The sequence below is a fragment of the Chitinophaga sp. OAE865 genome (assembly GCF_040546735.1).
Taxonomy (GTDB): Bacteria; Bacteroidota; Bacteroidia; order Chitinophagales; family Chitinophagaceae; genus Chitinophaga; species Chitinophaga polysaccharea_A.
This window is the reverse complement of sequence record NZ_JBEPOF010000001.1, coordinates 7,067,301-7,085,595: the sequence shown is the minus strand read 5'-3', so window position 1 is coordinate 7,085,595 and position 18,295 is coordinate 7,067,301. Positions and strand designations below refer to the sequence as shown.

Genomic DNA, 18,295 nt, shown 5'->3' with positions numbered 1-18,295 from the left:
TTTAATTTGTATTTAGCAAATCGCTCCCACCGGCTTCCTGTGCATCACTATTTTATATATCTTGATGCACATGAACTGCAAGATATATTCCACGCTGCAAGCCGCATTTTTATTGGGCGCCCTTACTTTATCGGCGCAATCTGATGTAACCGTACGGTTCAGTGAACCGGCCCGGCATTTTACTGCTTCCGCCCCGCTGGGTAATGGTCGCATGGGCGCTATGGTGTTTGGGAACACCAACAGGGAACGGATTGTACTGAATGAAATATCCATGTGGGCCGGCGGTGTACAGGATGCCGACAGTAAAGAGGCCGGCAACTACCTGCCACAGATCAGAACGTTGTTGCTGGAAGGAAAGAATATTGAAGCGCAGAAAATGCTGCAACAGTATTTTGTTTGCAAAGGTCCCGGAAGCAGTGGCGGCGCTAACGTGAAGTTTGGCTGCTACCAGACATTGGGCGATCTTTTTATCCAGTGGAAAGATACTACATCGGCTATAAGCAACTACCAGCGGTGGCTGCGGCTGGACAGTGCCCTGAGCACTGTAAGCTGGGAAAGGAACGGAACCGGTTTTAAGGAAGAAGTACTGGTGTCTGCCCCGGGGCAGGTAGCGGTGGTACGCCTCACTGCCAGCAAACCCGGCAGCCTTTCTTTCACTACAGGATTGTATCGTAAGGAACGCGCCGCACTGAAAGTGGTAAACGGTAACCTGGAAATGAGCGGTACACTGAATGGCGGTAACAACGATCCCGGCGTGCAGTATGCGGCCATACTGAAAGTTATCTCCAAAGGCGGTACCCGCTCAGAAAGTAATGATCAGATCACTATTAGCAATGCCAATGAATGCCTGTTACTGGTGGCAGCCCGCACCAATATGAACTGGCCGGCAGTGGAAACGCCTGGCCCGGCGCCTATGCCCAAAACGGTGGCTGATGTCAGTAAAGCAGCGGCGGTTCCCTGGCAGGGATTACTGCGGGCCCACGTGAAAGATTATACGTCGTTCTTTAACCGTTGCCGCCTTTCGTTTGCAGATAACAGTAATGATGAGGTAAGGTCCCTTTCTACCATCGACCGGCTGCAACGCCTGCACGATGGCAATAGAGATGCCTCCCTGGCTTCACTGTATTTTAACTTTGGCCGTTACCTGCTCATCAGCTCTTCCCGCAATGGCGGCATGCCGGCCAACCTGCAGGGCTTATGGGCGGAAGAATACCAAACGCCATGGAATGCAGACTACCACCTGAACATCAATGTACAGATGAACTACTGGCCGGCTGAAGTTACCAACCTGTCTGATTGCCATCAGCCTTTATTTACATTGGCAAAACAAATGGCCAGATACGGACAGCGCACTGCACGCACCTACTATAAAGCCGATGGCTGGGTAGCGCATGTGATCAATAACCCCTGGGGCTTTACCTCTCCCGGTGAAGGGGCCGACTGGGGCTCTACGCTGACGGGCGGCGCATGGGTGGCCACCCATCTCTGGAAACATTACCAGTATACCAACGATAAAAAATTCCTGAAAGAAATATACCCTGTGCTCAAAGGCGCGGCTGTTTTTTATAAAGATATCCTGATCACGGAACCATCGCATCAGTGGCTGGTTACAGCACCTTCCAACTCCCCGGAAAACGCATATATCCTGCCCAACGGGCAGCAGGGGCAAACCTGTATGGGACCTACCATGGATATGCAGATAGGCAGAGACCTCCTCAAAGCTAACCAGGAAGCCGCCCGTATCCTGCAAACAGATAAGGCCTGGGCGGACAGCCTGCAGATAGTGCTCGGTAAACTGGCGCCTAACCAGGTAAGCCCGTCTACCGGTGGTATCCAGGAATGGCTGGAAGATTACAAGGAGGCAGACCCGCATCACCGCCACGTATCGCCTTTATATGGCTTATATCCTTACGATGAAATTACTCCCTGGGATACACCGGAACTGGCGGCTGCAGCAGAGAAAACACTGCTCAGGAGAGGCGATGGAGGTACCGGTTGGTCACGTGCCTGGAAAATCGCTTTCTGGGCCCGTTTAGGCAACGGTAACCATGCCTATAAAATGCTGCAGGAACTGCTGGCGCCTGCCGCAGCCACCAGCGAAATCAGTATGCGCTCCGGCGCAGGCACTTATGCCAACCTGTTCTGCGCACACCCGCCTTTCCAGATAGACGGTAACTTGGGCGCTGTAGCCGGTATCGCAGAAATGCTGTTGCAAAGTCATGGCGGCGATAACGTGATCCGCCTGCTGCCTGCACTCCCGGATAATCCTGAATTTGCAGCCGGACAGGTACAGGGCCTCTGCGCTATCAATGGTTTTGTAGTGGATTTCAGCTGGAAAAATAAAACTGTGCACGAGCTCAGCCTGCTTTCCAACACAGGTGCGGAATGCCGCCTGTTGCTGCCGGAAAGTGCTGTGGTAAAGGACCGTAGCGGAACGGTAGTGCCGCATCAGTATAAAGATGGCGTGCTGCGCTTCGCTACAAAGAAAGGAATGAAGTATCGCATTACAGTATAAGGTGGCGGAATTTTGTCTTGCCCGGTGTATACCGGGTAAGACAAAAAAATCGCATCTTTATCTTTCATAACAACTCATATGGAAGATCTGAAACAAGTGGCTGCAAAAGCAGCATTAGATTATATACAACCCGGTCAAACCATAGGACTGGGCGCCGGCAGCACCATTGCGCACCTGGTGAACTACCTGAAAGGCGAAGAGGCTTTATTTAAAAGCATTACTACCGTCACATCTTCCTATAATACCTTACAACAACTGCGGGAACACGGATTCAATATAAAACAACCCGGAGATGTATCCCGGCTGGATATTTATTTTGATGGATGTGATCAGTTTGATTACCAGCTGAACGCATTGAAAAGCGGCGGCGGTATTCATACACAGGAGAAACTGCTGGCGGCAATGGCCGATAAATTTATTTTGATTGGCGACGGAGCCAAATATGTAGCGCAGTTGTATACTACTTTTCCCGTGGTGATAGAAGTGATACCGGAAGCGGTTCCCTTTGTAATGAAACAGCTGAAGAAAATATTTTCGCTCGCAAATCCCGAGCTGCGGCTTAGTAATAAAAAAGACGGGGCGGTAATTACTGAGCATGGCAATCTGCTCATTGATATCTGGTTCCGTTCCTTCCCGCCATTAGACAGCCTCAATCATCGTTTAAAGGAGATCCCGGGCGTACTCGAAACCTCGCTTTTTTATAATATGGCGCATGCTGCCATCATAGCGGGAAAGAAGGGAGTGGAATTTATTCTTAAAGACCCGGCTTACCTGATCTGAAACTCTCTTGTACCAGCGGTTACATGATATTGTAATCCCTTCCCGGTGTTTTGTGTTATCACAGGTTTACCGTTTTCATATATTTTTTGTGTGGGGGAGATATGAAAGAAGATATCTGCCCCGGCATTTGCAGGCACTGTTACACGGTAGGTGATGGCAGCGCCGTTTCTTTTCCAGGAAGAAACGATGGTACCGTACGGGCTGTCGTGACTTCCTTCAAAATGATCCAGTCCTTCCACGAAGTTGGGCGTGAGTAAAATGTTTTTAAACCCTGGCGCATTTTCATCAGGCCTGATACCGGCCACGCCTTTATACATCCACGCGCCTATTTCACCGAACATAATGTGGTTGCGGGAAAGATCCGAGGAGGCATTGATATCCCAGTTTTCAAAAAGGGTAGTGGCGCCGTTCATGATCCACCAGCCCCAGGATGGAAAAGTGCGTTGGGCGGCCAGCTTCCACGCCACATCTGCATACCCGTTTTCACTAAGCGCATTCAGGATGCTTTTGGTGCCAAGCAGGCCCACATCCAGGTGGAAGTTATCTGCCGCCACTCTCTTTGCAAGATTGGCGGCTACCTTGCTTTTCATGGAATCTGGTACCAGGCCCCAATACAGCGCCACACTTAGCTCTGTTTGTACGCCTTCTCCATAAATGCCTGTTTCTTTATTGAGATACTTCGCATTAAAGGCAGTTTTGATCTTTGCTGCCAGTGTACTGTATTTCGTATAGTCGGCGGTTTTGCCAAACAGTTTGGCTGCTTTGGCAAGTATCATTGCATCGGCGTAGTAGTAGGCAGACGAGGTGAACTCCACCGGCGATTTTGATTTAACCGGCACCCAATCGCCCAGGCCCCAGGTAGTTAACCCTGAAGGACTGATAGCGGTGATCCTGTCTACATACCTGCGCATATTGTCATAGGAGGCGGAGAGGAGCGTGGTATCCCCGTAAAAAAGATAGATGTTCCATGGAATGATGGCAATAGTGCTGGTCCAGTCCGGCCCGTTACCCCATTCATATCCCCAGCCGCCGGTTGGGATAATGGAAGGCAGCACACCGTTGGGTTGTTGTTCATCGCGATGGTCTGCCAGCCATTTTTCGTAGATGGTGATACCATCGTAGCTGTACAGTCCTGTTTCAATAGCAATTTGCGCGTCACCGGTCCAGCCGTTCTTTTCACGTTGGGGGCAATCTGTAGGATAGCCGAATAGGTTGGAGAGGTAGGCGTTATTGGTGGCGGCGAACAGTTTATTGATCATGGTATCCGAGCCATGGATGTGCCCTGCCGGCGGTACATTACTGTGCATGAAGTAGCCGGTGAGACTTTCCTTATAAAGTTGTACCGGTTGGCTGCTCGTCACTTCCACATATTGGAATCCTTTATAGTTAAAGCGGGGCATAAAGGTTTCCTCTCCTTTCCCGCTGAGAATAAAAATATCTGTCTGGAAGGGATCGGTATCATCTGTAGGGCGGTAATGCACTATAATATTGGAGAGATCCACAAAGCCTTTTTTATCCAGTTGTTCCCCGTGTTTCAGTTTAAGCACCGTGCCTGCCGGGCCGCTTACGCGGATCCTGCTTACACCGGCAATATTTCTGCCCAGGTCGTATATCCAGGTGCTGTCGTTGGGATGGGCAACACTGGCGGCAGGAATTTCCTCTACGTTCTCGATAGGATACAGCTGTTGTGAAACAATGTGCTGTGAAGGCGCTGCGCGATAAATAACATCTTTCCATTTGCTGTCATCGAAATTAACCGTATTCCATCCCGGTTGTTCTTTGCGGGCGTCGTAATGTTCGGCAGTATAGATACTGTTGAATACAACAGGCCCCAGTGCTGTTTTCCAGTCTTTCCCCGAGCTGATGGTTTCCACGCTGCCATCGGTATAGGTAACCCGCAGATCGAGGCAAAAAGCGGGTCTGCCGCGCCAGGGTGCTTCGTGGAAGTTCCATACGGCGGTAGACTGGTGATTGTACCAGCCATTGCCCAGCATTACACCAATGGCGTTCCTGCCTGATTGCAGGAGGGAGGTAACATCATAGGTAACATACAGGGTACGGCGGTCGAAACGGGTGTACATAGGATCGAGGCGGTGATTGCCTGCTTTGGTTCCGTTGATATACAGTTCGTACAGGCCGGCCACCGCAATATAGGCGCGTGCCGATTTCACCTGTTTAGTAGCGGTAAAAACTTTTCTGAAATTGGCGGCGGGCTTCAGCCGGATATCGTCGCCATCGCTGATCCAGGCGCCTTTCCAGTTGCTTTGCTGCAACATGCCCGTTTCAAACCAGGAACGGCCGGGAGTGGTTTTCACGCCGTCTTTATCCCATACTTCCACGCTCCAGTAGTAACGGGTAAATGGTTGCAGCGCTTTCCCGGGGAAGCTGGTCATGATGTCTGCACTGTTGATTTTACCGGAGGTCCATAGCGGGTGGGTATCCAGGGTCATAGAATCTGTGGATACCCGGATTTGATAGGCCGTTTGTCGCGCGCCGTTGCGGTTATCGCCCAGTTGCCACGACAGTCGCGGATGAGCGGCATCGACACCAATTGGTGTTACCAGGTGCTCACATTTCAGGCCGGTGACTGTAGCGGGCGAAGCGGCATTTACAGTTACTCCCGTTTGGCGATAACCGGCAGGCATAGGAGCGGTTTTTACAAATACAGGTTTGCCCACCAACACGACAGGCCATAAAAGGAACAGGTAAATAAACAGTTTCCGGAATATTAAATACATGCTAAGCGCTTGATTATTTATCAACAAGATAGAATATGCTTCACTTTTTTTTCCAGTTTTATAAAAAAATCAGAAAAAGATAGATCGATCTGTCTATTTATCCTTATCTTTGTTCCATGAAGAAGAAAACAGGTGATCCGAAACAGCGTTTACTTGAAACGGCTACAACGCTTTTTTATAACCAGGGCTATCATGCTACGGGCATTAACCAGGTGATTGAGGAGGCCGGCGTGGCGAGGGCCAGTTTATACCTGCATTATGAATCAAAGGAATCTTTATTGCTGGCGTTCCTGCACCAGCGGCATATCGACTGGATGAATGGATTGAAAAGCTATACCGGTGAGGTAAGTAAAACGAAGGAGAAAATTGGGGCGGCGTTTGATTTCCTGTTTGATAATAATGAGAAGGAGCATTTCAGGGGTTGTGCTTTTTTGAATATCCTGTCGGAAACAACGGATAAGGATACTGCTGTATTGAGTGTAATACAGGATCACAAAAAAGATCTGCGTGCCTTCCTGGCAGAAATCCTCACTCATGAGAAGCAGGCTGTAAAGGACCATGTATACTTACTGTTTGAATCGGCCATCGTGGAAAGCCAGCTTTACCGGAACCAGTGGCCGGTACAGGAAGCGAAGAAAATGGCGCTGGGGTTGCTGTGATACGGGCAGGGCTTGCGTCGCCTTCGGCGCGAAAGTTGTCTGACTCAGGATTATGATGATTATAATGATTAGCCTGAGTTTTTTGGATTTTACAGAATGGTAGAAATGGATTTTTCGTTTTTCTCCTCTAGTTATTTATAAAAACAACGTCAAAATGAAATCAAGCCAATCAGCGTAATCCTGAGTCAGACAAAATACGCTCACACTTATAAAACAACATCAAAAAAATTCAGGCAAATCATTATAATCATCATAATCCTGAGTCAGACAAAATACGCTCACACTTATAAAGCAACATCAAAAAAATTCAGGCAAATCATTATAATCATCATAATCCTGAGTCAGACAAAATACGTTCACACTTATAAAACAACATCAAAAAATTCAGGCAAATCATTATAATCATCATAATCCTGAGTCAGACAAAATACGCATCGCCGCAGGCGATTTTTATTTACTCTAATAACAGACAGATCGATCTATCTAATTATATCTATCACATTCAAACATCTTTATCATGGAAAAAAAATTCCCCCTTCCTCCGTTTACAAAGGAAACCGCCCTCCAGAAAGTACAAATGGCTGAAGATGCCTGGAATAGGCGCGATCCGCAAAAGGTTTCAATGGTGTATACACCTGACACGGTATGGCGCAACCGCGACCAGTTTATCAATGGCCGGGAAGAAGTAGTGGCATTTCTTACAAAGAAATGGCAGAAAGAGCTGGACTATCGCCTCAAAAAAGAGCTCTGGAGCTTTACAGACAACCATATTGCCGTATGTTTTGAATATGAATGGCATGATCATGCCGGTAACTGGTTCCGCTCTTACGGTAATGAGCTGTGGGAGTTTAACGCCGATGGCCTGATGCAACGCAGACTGGCCGCCATTAACGATGTGCCCATTAAAAGCTGCGAAAGGAAATTCCGGGAACCGGAAGATTTGGTATTAGCCTGTTAAAACATAATAACAGATTATTGTGGTTACCCCGGTAATCACAATAATTTGTTCATGGTGTGAATTTTGTAACTTTGCGGGATGAATAAAACAGAATCACTCCGGGAATTTTACGAACTTAAGTTCCAGGCCGTACCAGATAAATTGCAACAGGATATCGGGCATTTTAACGTATTCCGGCTGGAAGATTGTGTAGTGGATGGCCGCTCTACGGTTAGTTACAGTCGCCGCGACTTTTACAAGGTAAGCCTGCTGAGGGGAGGCAATATCTTCCATTATGCTGATAAAACCACGGAAGTAAAAGGCAGTACGCTCGTTTTTTTTAACCCCCAGGTGCCTTATGGCTGGGAGCCACTGTCGGCCGACAATAGCGGTTATTTCTGCATCTTCAGGGAATCCTTTTTTACAGGAGCCACCCGCGGCAACCTGCACGATCTGCCCATGATGATGCCGGGCGGTATTCCTTCTTACCAGCTAACGAAAGCCCAGGACAGAGAAGTATCACAACTCTTTAAAAAGATGCTGACGGAAATCAATTCCGACTATGTGTATAAATACGACCTGTTGCGCAGCTATCTTACAGAGATCATTCACTACGCGTTAAAGATGCAGCCCTCCGAAACCCTGTACCAGCATGCAGATGCGAAGTCGCGCATCACAGCGGTATTTACCGACCTGCTGGAGCGCCAATTCCCCATTGAATCGCCGTCGCAGCGTTTTGTAATGCGCTCTGCCAACGACTTTGCCAAACAGCTTTCCGTTCATGTGAACCACCTGAACCGTGCAATCCGCGATACCACAGGTAAAACCACCACCACTCACATTGCGGAGCGCATTACCGCCGAGGCAATGGCTTTACTAAAGCATACCAGCTGGAACGTGGCAGAGATCAGCTATGCCCTCGGGTTTGAAGAACCTGCCCATTTCAGTAACTTTTTTAAAAAACAAACCAGCATCACTCCCGGTGCTTTCCGCGATGTTTGATTTTTGCAATTATTGGTTTGATTGATGTAATAATCGGCAGCAATCCCTGGTCTACTTTTGTGAGAACAAAAACACAAAGATCATGGACAACAAAAAAGTATGGTTTGTAACCGGCGCCTCTAAAGGATTAGGCCGCTCCCTCGTAAAACAGTTATTAAGCAAAGGATATAAAGTAGCCGCCACTTCCCGCAATATTGAGGATCTCCGTAAAGTAGCAACAGGCGATGATTTCCTGCCGCTTGCCGTAGACCTGAAAACAGAAAGCAGCGTAGAGGCGGCGGTAAAAGAAACTATCAGCCGTTTCGGACGTATAGATGTACTGGTAAACAACGCCGGCTACGGACAGGTAGGTAGTATCGAAGAGTTATCGGATGCTGAATCACGTAGTAACTTTGATGTGAACGTATTTGGCCTGCTTAATGTAACCCGCAGTATACTGCCATATATGAGGGCACAACAGGCGGGGCATATTTTAAACATTTCCTCTATTGCCGGCTTTACCGGTAGCTTCCCCGGTTTCGGCATCTATTGCGCTACCAAATTTGCTGTAGACGGTTTATCAGAATCATTGGCTGCCGAAGTAAAACCATTTGGCATTTCAGTGACCATTGTATCTCCCGGTTATTTCAGAACCGATTTCCTTACTTCAGGCTCTCTCGGTGTGCCAGCCAACCAGCTGGATGCCTACCAGTCTGTTCGCGCTACGCAACAGGTGCACCAGGAGGAGATCAACGGTAATCAACCAGGGGATCCCGAAAAAGCGGTAGCCGCCATCATTGATATTGCAGCTGTGGAAAACGCGCCGCTTCACCTCTTCCTCGGAGAAGATGCGTACAACCTCGCCTACCAGAAAATAGCAGCCATAGAAGCTGACCTGGAGCAGTGGAAAGAAGTAACAGTGGGCACCGCCATAGTGTAGGGGAACTTCCGCATCGCCTTCGGCGATTTAAATTGTCTTGGAGCAGGATTACGCTGATTATACTGATTAGCTGGGTTTTATTTTTTTGATTAATAAAAGATTCGGGGAGATATAAGCGCATTCGCTTACATCTCCCCGAATCAAAAAAATCCAACATAATCAAATCAGGCTAATCAGTATAATCAGCGTAATCCTGCTCCAAGACAATTTAAATCGCCGAAGGCGATCCTCGCACTACGAAAGCGTTACATTAAAATCCGCCCCCAGCTCCAGCTTGCCCTCCCGCTCTTCATTGCTGCCCGGAATTTTAAGACCTTTGATCTTGCCGGTTTTACCTTTGGTGAGCAGGTCGGTAATATGTTTATCAGTAAGCTTTTTGCCAAGTATTTCAAAAGGCAGCTTGAAGCCGCATACCGTGAAATTTGCACAGCCATAAGCGGTATTGCCTTTTTTAAGCGGGTGCGTTTTGCACTTAGGACATTGCAGCTCTTCTATTACAATTGCCTTTTTAGGCTTCGGCTCTTTTTTGGGTTTCTCTTTTTCTTCCGGCACTGGTGGCGGATCAGGCGCAATGGTAATGAATTTATAGCTGGCGGTTTTCACTTCTTTGGTAAGATCTACCACCATCTGTATCAGCTCATCTTTAAAAGTATCCATGGCGTACTCGCCTTTTTCTATAAGGCGTAGCTTCCGTTCCCACTGGCCGGTTAATTCGGCGCTTTTAAGCAGCTCCGTTTGTATGGTATCTATCAGGTCAATGCCGGTTTGGGTGGCATAGATATTTTTCTTTTTCTTCTCGATATATTTTCTGCGGAACAGTGTTTCAATGATATTGGCGCGGGTAGATGGACGGCCTATGCCATTGTCTTTCAGCAGTTCCCTCATTTCTTCATCATCCACCTGTTTACCTGCGGTTTCCATTGCTCTCAGCAAAGTAGCTTCTGTAAAGGCTTTGGGCGGAGAGGTTTTGCCCTGGTGGATGCGTGGGGTATGCGGACCGCTTTCACCCACTTCAAAATGAGGCAGTATTTTCTCTTCTTCTTCCCCTTCTTTTTTTTCTTTTACATCGTTGGCATATACCTCCTTCCAGCCAGGCTCTATGATCTGTTTACCGGTCACTTTAAAAGGTACCTGCCCTACCTTACCGAGTACGGTAGTATTGGAGATCTTACATTCCGGGTAAAAGGCCGCGATAAAGCGACGGGCTACCAGGTCGTAGATCCGTTTTTCTTCCAGGGGAAGTCCGCCGGGATGCTGACCGGTAGGGATAATAGCGTGGTGATCTGTTACCTTCTTGTCATCGAAAACGGTTTTCAGCTTTGGGATAGGATTCGCCAGCAGCGGGGCGGTAAGCGCGCTATAGGGCGTCATATCCTGGAGTATGCCGGCAATTTTCGGATGCAGGTCTTCCGAGAGGTAAGTGGTATCTACCCTGGGGTAGGTGGTCAGTTTTTTCTCGTAAAGATTCTGTATATATTTCAACGTATCATCCGCGGAGAACCCGAATTTTTTATTGGCTTCCACCTGCAGGGCGGTGAGGTCGAACAGGCGTGGGTTCCCTTCTTTCCCGTCTTTCTTTTCGAAGGAGGTCACTTCAAACGGGTGCTCCTTGAGATAGGCAAGTCCTTTGGCGGCTTTATCAGGCGTTTTAAGCCGGTCGATGGCCGCAGTGAATTCCGTTTCCCGGTAAATAGTTTTCAGCTCCCAGTAGTCTTCCGATACGAAGGCATTGATTTCTTTCTGCCGCTGCACAATCATAGCCAGGGTAGGTGTTTGTACCCTGCCGATCGATAACACTACCTTACCCTGTGCAAATTTTTTGGTGAACAGGCGGGTAGCGTTCATCCCCAGGAGCCAGTCGCCTATAGCGCGTGCGCTGCCTGCTGCATACAGGTTATTATATTGCTCTGCCGCTTTCAGGTGCTGAAACCCATCGCGGATAGCCTCTACCGTTAGTGACGATATCCACAATCTTTTAACAGGCGCGGTGCATTTTGCTTTCAACAGTACCCAACGCTGTATCAGTTCCCCTTCCTGGCCGGCATCCCCGCAGTTGATCACCTCTTCACAGGCCTGTACCAGGGTTTCTATAATTTTAAACTGTTTCTGTACGCCGGAATTTTCAATCAGTTTGATACCAAAGCTGGGAGGGATCATCGGCAGATCTTCCAGTCGCCAGAACTTCCATTGCTCATAGTAATCGTGCGGCTCTTTAAGGGTACAGAAATGTCCGAAAGTCCAGGTAACCTGGTAGCCATTGCCCTCATAGTAGCCCTCTTTGCGTTGGTTCGCACCGATCACTTCTGCAATATCCCTTGCCACACTTGGTTTTTCAGCAATGCAAACTTTCATAATCGCTTAAAATTGGGTAACAAAGGTCGGATAAAAAGTTGTAAACAGGGAAGGGTAAAGTATTTAATCTTCTCCTTTCCATATCCAATGTAAAATTACAAACCGCAGGAATACCGGGAAAATAATCCCGCCGTTTTTGCCGCTTTTTGCAGAGAAAAATCGGCTAAGTGCATGCACTAAGCATTGGGAGTGCATTATTAATGCGTGATGAACGTATGATGAGAGTATAGAGATAGTATGATGACTATATAGTGAGTACTACACCTATACCAGTCCTAAGTATGCGGTAAGTATCGGAGACCTATACGGGAAGTAACTGCAAACCGTAAAATAATCAAGCACATATTTTAACTTTTTGGGTGCAAAAATACCTGTTAATTTATGGGAGATTTGAAACAGAAAATCCTTTTTCCTTATGCGCTTTCCTGCCCTTCTACTATTGTTCTCCTTATCTCTTCCCGCTGCAGCCCAATCCCCTGCTGCCTTTGATGGAAGTTTTGAAAGTAAAGGCCCCGGTTTGCCTTCCGGTTGGATCAACTGGGGCGGCAATTACCAACTTGATGTGGATACCAGCACCAGTTATGAAGGACATAGTGCGCTACGTATTGTCCCCGCAGGAAAAACAGGCAACCGTGATTTTGGTTGTGCCATTAAACGTATCCCGGTTACGTTCGCGGGGAAAACGGTTACCCTCAATGGCTACCTGAAGCTGGATTCGGTAGCCGGTGGTTACGGCGGACTGTTCATGCGTGTGGATAACCGGTCAGGCGCGGTGTACAAAATGGATAATATGCAAAAACAGCGGTTGCAGGGAACCACCGGCTGGCAAAAATACAGTATTACCCTTTCCCTGCCTGATGGAGGTGGCACAGTATACGTTGGCGCTATTAACAGCAGCAGTGGCAGGGTATGGGCAGATAACCTGGAAGTGCTGGTAGATGGAAAGCCGTTGAAAGATGCGCTGCCGCTGCGTGTGTTTAAGGCAGACAGTGATCATGCCTTCGACGCCGGATCAGGGATAAATATTCCCTCTCTTACCGCCCTGCAGGAAAAACACCTGGAAGTACTGGGGAAAGTGTGGGGCTTCCTGAAATATTATCACCCTGCCGTAATGGCCGGAGAATATAACTGGGATTATGAACTGTTTCGCATCTTGCCGGAAGTACTGAACAGCAACAGCGAAACAGCCAGGAATGAAGTGCTGCTTCGCTGGTTGAACCGGCTTGTCTCCCCGGGAGAAGTCCCGCGTGCGCATAACAGCAGGCAAACGATCAAATTTAAAGCCGACCTCGACTGGCTCTCAGATGAAAAAACATTAGGCCCGGCATTGTCCGCATCACTGAAAAAAGTGGAAGCCCTGAACCGGGCCGACTTTAATTACTACCTGGGAATGGAGCCCGCCGGCAACCCTGCTTTTACAAATGAGCAGGCATACAACACTATGCCATACCCTGATGCCGGTTTCCGGCTGCTGGCACTGTACCGCTACTGGAATATCATACAATACTGCTTCCCCTACAAACACCTCATCACCGAAGGCTGGAACAATAAGTTAGCGGAGTTTATTCCTGCCATGGTAAATGCCGCAGATACCGCTGCCTATCAAACTGCGCTGCTGCGGCTGATTGCAGGCATTCATGATTCCCATGCCGGTATATCAGGCCCTAACCTGGTGATCCGTGGAGCAGATAGATTTAAAACATTGCCGGTACGTATCCGGTTCGTAGAAGAAAAGGCGGTAGTGATGAAAGTAGCCAATGAAAAATACGGCTTACGCAAAGGAGATGTGATTACCGCCATCAATAAAGAACCGGTGACTGCCATAGTTAAAAGACTGTTGCCGCTTACCTCTGCCTCCAACTACGCCACGCAGCTGAACAGGATTGAACGCACGCTGTTTCAAACCCGCGACAGCTCCCTGCTGCTCGACTATGAAAGGGATGGCGCCACCGGCAGCGTAACAGTGCCCGCAGTAACCTATAATGAGGCCATGGTGATATATGATCCGCCGGTAGCTTCCTGGAAAATGATCGGCGAAGACGTAGGCTATGTATACCCCGGCACTTTCAAGAATACACAAATGGATACAGTAAGAGAGGCGTTTAAAAATACTAAAGGAATGGTGATAGACCTGCGTTCCTACCCGGCGGATAACCTGCTGCAATCGCTCATAAAATATGTACTGCCATCACCTGCACCCTTTGCGAAATTTACAGTAGGAAGTATAAGACAGCCAGGCCAGTTTGCAATGACAGGTGAAATGGAGGCAGGCTCAAAGAATAAAGATTATTACAAAGGCAAGGTAGTGATCCTTGTAGACGCCACTACCCAAAGCAATGCAGAATTTGTAACAATGGCGCTGCGGCTGGCGCCACGTGCGGTAGTACTTGGCAGCACTACCGCCGGTGCCGATGGGAATATATCCTTCTTTTCACTGCCTGGTGGCATACAAACACTGATCACCGGCATTGGCGTGTACTACCCCGATGGGAGGGAAACACAACGCACCGGCATTGGCCCCGACATTGTTATGGAACCAACGGTAAAGGGTATACGTGAAAACAGGGACGAGCTGCTGGATAAAGCCCTGGCTATTATCAGGGAATAAGCTATTTTTGGGGCAGGGAATATTTCTTTGCCATTTTGTTATATTTCTTCAGGTACTTCCGGTCTTTTTTAACACCCACAGCTGTTAGAATACCGGAAGTTTCTGCTTTTACCCAATAGTTGAAAATGAATTTTTCCCGGTCCCGTTCAAAGAACATCCGCGTGGGCCGCTGATGACTGTTCCTCAGTAAAAGGTTCGCCAGCGAGGTAAATACACGGGCTTTAAAGCCCTGGCGCGTGGAATCTTTCTTATTCAGTACCTGCACATTCAACTGACGATAATAAAAGTTCATAACGCCCAGTGTGGCATATTTATTCCCCGACCATTGTGAAAAGATGGTATCTGCATAGCCGCGTCTTACTTTTACGGCAGCCATGGGGATGGCTACCGCATTAAAATCCTGCAGGTTCATCGGCGCCAGGCGGCTTTCCGCAGTAAACCCGGAAAGAGAATCACCATAGGATTCATGATAGGAAAAGTACCGGATAGGATTTCCCAGGAGCTTACCACTGGCCTGCACCAGCAGGCTGTCGCTGTTGCCGTAGGTGTTACCGAAATGTGTGATCAGTGCGTTAATATCAGTAATAGGTACAGCCGACCATTTGTTGGTAGACCTGGACGATTCATTCACCGTTACCGCCGATTGCCGCATCACGATGGAATCTACCTGCAGGGCAAATGGAATGGTACGGGTCAATTTTGTAGGCATCCTTTTTTCTATGCCGTGCTCAAACGGAATTCGTTTATCCCTGGCCGTAGTAAGCAGCGTATTATCTACCGTAATCTTCCTGATGGCAATAGTGGTGTCGCCATCCTGGTGGTGCATATTGATGCCGCTGATCTGAAGGGATTGCCCTTTTACGGTGATGTAATCGCGCTGCCAGCGGGCAGTGCGGAAGGTTTCTTCTGCTGTAAGATTGGGCGCTGCTTCAAAATTAGTCAGATGGAATGTTTGGGTGGCGGGGTCCAGCGTAAAGTTCTCTGCATGGGCATGAAGCTGTTTGTTGCGGTATTGTATGCCGCCCTGGCTGATGGTGATATTGCTGATAAACGATGCCCATTCCGGTTGATGCCCCTGGCTCCAGGAGAAGGCGGCATCGTTAAACATACCGGATAGCCGCTGCAGCGTTAGTTCCATCGTATCCGCGCGGTGCATGGATAACCGCGCATCCTGCCATTGCAGGGCTACGCCGGAGCGTACCGTAAGGTGGCCGGACTTATCCTTATGCAATGTACCCTTGTGTAGTTGCAGCTGTAGCTGCGGCATTGTAAACTGTGTAGTGGTATGGTTAAAAGCCAGCGACGATAACTCAAGGTTCATACCATCATACTTTAAATGGGGCTGCTTACCGGTATGCAGTACAATCCCGTTGCCGCTTAGTATCGCTTGTGTTTCCAGGCTGCTGCTGTCTTTCCCTTTGATGCTGGTATGTGAAATGGTAGCAGCAGCTATGGACAGCTGTGGAATAACGGTTTTGCTGAAATCCGTGCTGTGAATATTGGTTTGAATATCGGCAGAAGGGAAATTTATTTTGGTATGCCCGTTATTGTTATATAGTGTTGCACCGGCAGCTGTAATATACGTATGCCCGTTGCCGTTAAACTGCACCTGGACTGCGGCTATATCCATTGCTTTGCTGTGATGGCTGATGTGGTGAAGCAGCCCTGTGGCCGATGCCCAGGTAAAGAAGCGCTGTCGCGTGCGTATATCTTTCAAAGCTATTTTATCTGCCTGGAAACTGCTCTGCTCACCCGGCCCTTCACTGCTGAACTGCACCTTGCCGATGTTCAGTCGGGCAATACGGATTACCGGGAGGTCTTTTGCAGGCACTTCTTTTTTAGCGCCATCGCGATGCGCCTGTATATTCACGGCGCCTATTCTTAATACATCTACCTGTATATCTTTTGTTTGCTGGTAAACGTCCCAGTCGAACACTTCCCAGTAAAGGTCCTTTGCGGTGATAAGCGTGCCGTTCAACAACGATACGGTAGCTTTGGCGGCTTTATTGTGCCGGTGGGTGCCGTCGAAGGTATAGTTGTCCATGGTGATTTCAGCTTTGGGTAATGCTACACTTATCTGCCTGACATGCAGGTTGGGCATAGCGTGCTTGATATCTACCAGTGAATCGCTGAGCAGGAAATTGTGCAGCAGGATATCGGTGTTAATATCTTTCACCTGCAGTATCACCTTCGATCTGCCGTTGGCGGTGAAGTTGATATTGCCATCAACGATCCGGAAGGTATTCACCTGGATCAGTTCACTGAGGCCGTGCAGCGTTTGATAGAACGCGGGCATTTTAATAGCGGTACTGTCTGCCGGTTTTTTACCTTTTACCGGTTGTTTTGCTTTGGTAAGAAAGGTAATGCCGGGCTGGTACAGCACGGCGCCGGAGGCTTTCAAGCGCTTTCTCAGCAAGTCTTCCAGGCTTACGTTGTTCAGCCGCAGTGAAGGCGCACGGAAGGTTAAGCCTTTGCCGGAGTGGTTGAGCGGGGTAGGACCGTATTCTACGTTATTAAAGATCACATCATTCTGCTGTAGTACAAATTCATCTACGCTTAGCTGGAAGAGGCTGTCGAGCGAATAGAATTTTATTTTATTGAGATTAAGTGCAATACTGTCGGTGGTGATACCGGGCGTGGTATCATGTGCAATGGTGAGGTTATAGATATTCAGGTTGCTGCGTTTGGTAGCGCCGGTAGATACATTGCCGCGCAGCAGCAGTTCACCTTCTTTTACTTCGATATAACGGAAGTTCATTTTCCTGAACAGGGTATTGGGTAAACTGTCCAGCACTATCTTTTTATCTTTGGCGCTTACTTTCCTGCCAGGGAGCCTGAGCACCGGCCGTATACATATAAGGGTATCTATCAGGAGTTCTTCCCGCATGTAAATAGCGGGGAGGTGCCGTGCGTTGAAATAGAACTTATCTGCCTGCAGTTGCATTTCTCCTTTCGTAGGTGTGGGTGCACTGTAAATGGTGACGGAATCAAGCTCAAACACCTGTTTTTTACCGGAGAAGTGCAGGCGCCTGAAGCTAATGGTATTCCTGCCATCGGGCAGGATCCAGTGCTGCCGGCCGAATGAGAAATCCACATCGTCGGACCCGAGTATATGATTATCTGCATTGGTAACCTTGGTAAAATTAACGATAGAAAAATTGAAGTGATCAACACGCAGCGGCGGAGGGCCGTTTTTACCTTACTGTATACAAGCGCACCGTTTTGAAGGTGCACAATGCGTGCGTTCACATACTGAAGCGTTTGTTCAAGGTGCTGCACTATAGAGGAAAGCTGGAACCCTTCCTGGCGCGGGCCCCGGGCTATATGCTCGTGTATTGTAAGCGAGGGACTGGTAATGGAAAGACTGTCGACCAGCAGCTTCTTATGCAGTATCAGTGCGCGCCACGACTGGATAGAAAGATACACCTTTGGAATAGATACATCGAAATGGGAGGCCACATTCACAGTATCTTTCCCGGTGAGCCGGGCGCCGCTGATCACGATGTTTCTTTTAAACAGGGAAAAGTCGATATCATCTGCATTGAACGTATAACCGTTACCGGATTCTTTGTTAACAATATATTGAACGATGTTTACAAACTTATGCTCCACCAGGTAATACAACGCCACGCCTGTTATTATCCTGAGGATGATAAGAACAGCCAGTACTTTCAGCCATATTTTTGCCTTGGGCGATACCTTCATATTTCTGTAATTGAAAACAGCTTTCCGCGGGTGGAGGGTTTCCTGTTATAAATATAAGGGCTTTATCGTACTTTGTAAGG

General features: G+C 48.2%; 10 protein-coding genes. 7 read left to right on the top strand and 3 right to left on the bottom strand.

Annotated features, from left to right (window positions below):
* Positions 1–70 precede the first annotated feature (70 nt).
* Together ABIE50_RS28215 and rpiA are read left to right on the top strand one after the other, a co-directional pair.
* Positions 71–2,515: a glycoside hydrolase family 95 protein gene (locus ABIE50_RS28215; RefSeq protein WP_209861740.1), complete on the top strand. Its 2,445-nt coding sequence runs from the start codon at positions 71–73 to the stop codon at positions 2,513–2,515.
* A 78-nt stretch (positions 2,516–2,593) separates the two neighbouring features.
* Positions 2,594–3,295: a ribose 5-phosphate isomerase A gene (gene rpiA / locus ABIE50_RS28210; RefSeq protein ID WP_209861736.1), complete on the top strand. Its 702-nt coding sequence runs from the start codon at positions 2,594–2,596 to the stop codon at positions 3,293–3,295.
* Here the strand turns inward: rpiA and ABIE50_RS28205 are convergent.
* On the bottom strand, positions 3,283–6,033 hold the full coding sequence (locus ABIE50_RS28205) for an alpha-L-rhamnosidase (protein WP_354028209.1): 2,751 nt from the start codon (positions 6,031–6,033) through the stop codon (positions 3,283–3,285). The genes rpiA and ABIE50_RS28205 overlap by 13 nt on opposite strands.
* A gap of 116 nt (positions 6,034–6,149) precedes the next feature.
* Here ABIE50_RS28205 and ABIE50_RS28200 point away from each other — a divergent pair, with 116 nt between their 5' ends.
* From ABIE50_RS28200 to ABIE50_RS28185, 4 genes are all read left to right on the top strand, one after another.
* A complete protein-coding gene (locus ABIE50_RS28200; RefSeq protein ID WP_142686503.1) occupies positions 6,150–6,692 on the top strand; it encodes a TetR/AcrR family transcriptional regulator in 543 nt (180 codons plus the stop codon).
* A gap of 517 nt (positions 6,693–7,209) precedes the next feature.
* Positions 7,210–7,650, top strand: coding sequence for a nuclear transport factor 2 family protein (locus ABIE50_RS28195; protein WP_209861733.1), 441 nt, complete (start codon positions 7,210–7,212; stop codon positions 7,648–7,650).
* A gap of 78 nt (positions 7,651–7,728) precedes the next feature.
* Positions 7,729–8,631: a helix-turn-helix domain-containing protein gene (locus tag ABIE50_RS28190; RefSeq protein ID WP_209861730.1), complete on the top strand. Its 903-nt coding sequence runs from the start codon at positions 7,729–7,731 to the stop codon at positions 8,629–8,631.
* A gap of 82 nt (positions 8,632–8,713) precedes the next feature.
* Positions 8,714–9,550 carry an oxidoreductase gene (locus ABIE50_RS28185; RefSeq protein WP_209861727.1) on the top strand — a complete coding sequence of 279 codons (837 nt, stop codon included), beginning with the start codon at positions 8,714–8,716 and terminating at the stop codon, positions 9,548–9,550.
* A 234-nt stretch (positions 9,551–9,784) separates the two neighbouring features.
* On the opposite strand, the gene ABIE50_RS28180 is transcribed toward ABIE50_RS28185, so the two are convergent.
* A complete protein-coding gene (locus tag ABIE50_RS28180; RefSeq protein ID WP_209861724.1) occupies positions 9,785–11,902 on the bottom strand; it encodes a type IA DNA topoisomerase in 2,118 nt (705 codons plus the stop codon).
* A 415-nt stretch (positions 11,903–12,317) separates the two neighbouring features.
* On the opposite strand from ABIE50_RS28180, the gene ABIE50_RS28175 reads away from it, so the two are divergent.
* Positions 12,318–14,510 carry a S41 family peptidase gene (locus ABIE50_RS28175; protein ID WP_209861721.1) on the top strand — a complete coding sequence of 731 codons (2,193 nt, stop codon included), beginning with the start codon at positions 12,318–12,320 and terminating at the stop codon, positions 14,508–14,510.
* Between the two features lies 1 nt (position 14,511).
* Here the strand turns inward: ABIE50_RS28175 and ABIE50_RS28170 are convergent, their stop codons facing one another.
* On the bottom strand, positions 14,512–17,604 hold the full coding sequence (locus ABIE50_RS28170) for a hypothetical protein (RefSeq protein WP_354028208.1): 3,093 nt from the start codon (positions 17,602–17,604) through the stop codon (positions 14,512–14,514).
* Positions 17,605–18,295: the final 691 nt, after the last annotated feature.

Bases quoted from the DNA above. Each gene is read 5' to 3' on its own strand.
- ABIE50_RS28215 (WP_209861740.1), top strand. From the start codon at position 71: ATGAACTGCAAGATATATTCCACGCTGCAAGCCGCATTTTTATTGGGC.
- rpiA (WP_209861736.1), top strand. From the start codon at position 2,594: ATGGAAGATCTGAAACAAGTGGCTGCAAAAGCAGCATTAGATTATATA.
- ABIE50_RS28205 (WP_354028209.1), bottom strand. From the start codon at position 6,033: ATGTATTTAATATTCCGGAAACTGTTTATTTACCTGTTCCTTTTATGG.
- ABIE50_RS28200 (WP_142686503.1), top strand. From the start codon at position 6,150: ATGAAGAAGAAAACAGGTGATCCGAAACAGCGTTTACTTGAAACGGCT.
- ABIE50_RS28195 (WP_209861733.1), top strand. From the start codon at position 7,210: ATGGAAAAAAAATTCCCCCTTCCTCCGTTTACAAAGGAAACCGCCCTC.
- ABIE50_RS28190 (WP_209861730.1), top strand. From the start codon at position 7,729: ATGAATAAAACAGAATCACTCCGGGAATTTTACGAACTTAAGTTCCAG.
- ABIE50_RS28185 (WP_209861727.1), top strand. From the start codon at position 8,714: ATGGACAACAAAAAAGTATGGTTTGTAACCGGCGCCTCTAAAGGATTA.
- ABIE50_RS28180 (WP_209861724.1), bottom strand. From the start codon at position 11,902: ATGAAAGTTTGCATTGCTGAAAAACCAAGTGTGGCAAGGGATATTGCA.
- ABIE50_RS28175 (WP_209861721.1), top strand. From the start codon at position 12,318: ATGCGCTTTCCTGCCCTTCTACTATTGTTCTCCTTATCTCTTCCCGCT.